Source organism: Erwinia sp. S38 (genome assembly GCF_016624545.1).
GTDB classification, from domain to species: Bacteria; Pseudomonadota; Gammaproteobacteria; order Enterobacterales; family Enterobacteriaceae; genus Erwinia; species Erwinia coffeiphila.
This window is the reverse complement of record NZ_JACVTS010000071.1, coordinates 1-880: the sequence shown is the minus strand read 5'-3', so window position 1 is coordinate 880 and position 880 is coordinate 1. Positions and strand designations below refer to the sequence as shown.

Sequence of the window (880 nt, the reverse complement as noted above, 5' to 3'; positions counted from 1 at the left end):
CCAGGGTAGATAGTTTACAGCCCTGTTAACCGCCCTTTTTACTCAGCTCACAACGATAAGGGCGTTTGCAAAGCGGGTTTTTTCGAACGCTTTAGAGACGTGGAGTAAGCGCCCTTCTCGTTGTGCGAAAGCCTAAAGCGTTGAAGGCGATTTTCTCGGTTTGCGCGCTAAACAATAGCGGGGGTGAAATCGGGGCGGAGAAGCAGAATCCGCGATGACGGTACTTAATACTGCCGTCCAGACCAACAAGCCGAGTGGCCGCGTAACCGCCCTTTTAGCCTGATCCGGCGATGTAGCGCTGCAGGACCGGATCAGGTGAATCGTACTTAACACAACAGGTAAGAGCACTGATGTTTGCGTTTCGTGCCTGGGCGAAAATATCCACCCTAGGCAGTGCTCTTTCCGCTGTGGTGAATGCGCAGGCTGATGCGCTAAAAGCTGGCCGGTTGGATATTGAGGCCATGTAGGGTCAAGCAAGCCGGAATATCGCAGTACCGGCCACCACAACAGCCCGCCGAAGGCTCAAAACTCCCGGCAGACGTTCAACTGTGAAAACGGTGAGATGCCAGCACCCTCGACGGCAGTGACGGCGGGAAGTAGAACGCTGACGGCTGGGAAAGACCAGCACACAATGACCAGAGCGCTGGCATGCAAAATAACTCTAGCAGCCGTTGCAGTACCAAAAGCCAGGATGGGGCGGCAAAAAAAGCGGTAGTGCTCTGTTCATTGTGTTGCATCCGGTGATGGTCAGGTCTAATCCCCCAGATGCAGGTTCAACTCCTGTCAGCACAATCTTCGGGAGAATCACAGGCTGATGTGGTGCGTTGCAGCGCCCACCAGCCCACTTATTAATAAATTCGGTTTGCTGAATTATTGCCAC

1 protein-coding gene is annotated in these 880 nt (G+C 53.6%); it reads right to left on the bottom strand.

Annotation, left to right across the window (positions count from 1 at the left end; genetic code table 11):
* Positions 1–661: 661 nt before the first annotated feature.
* A partial coding sequence (locus tag IBT46_RS27530) for a hypothetical protein (protein WP_234480328.1) occupies positions 662–880 on the bottom strand: 219 nt, incomplete at its 5' end.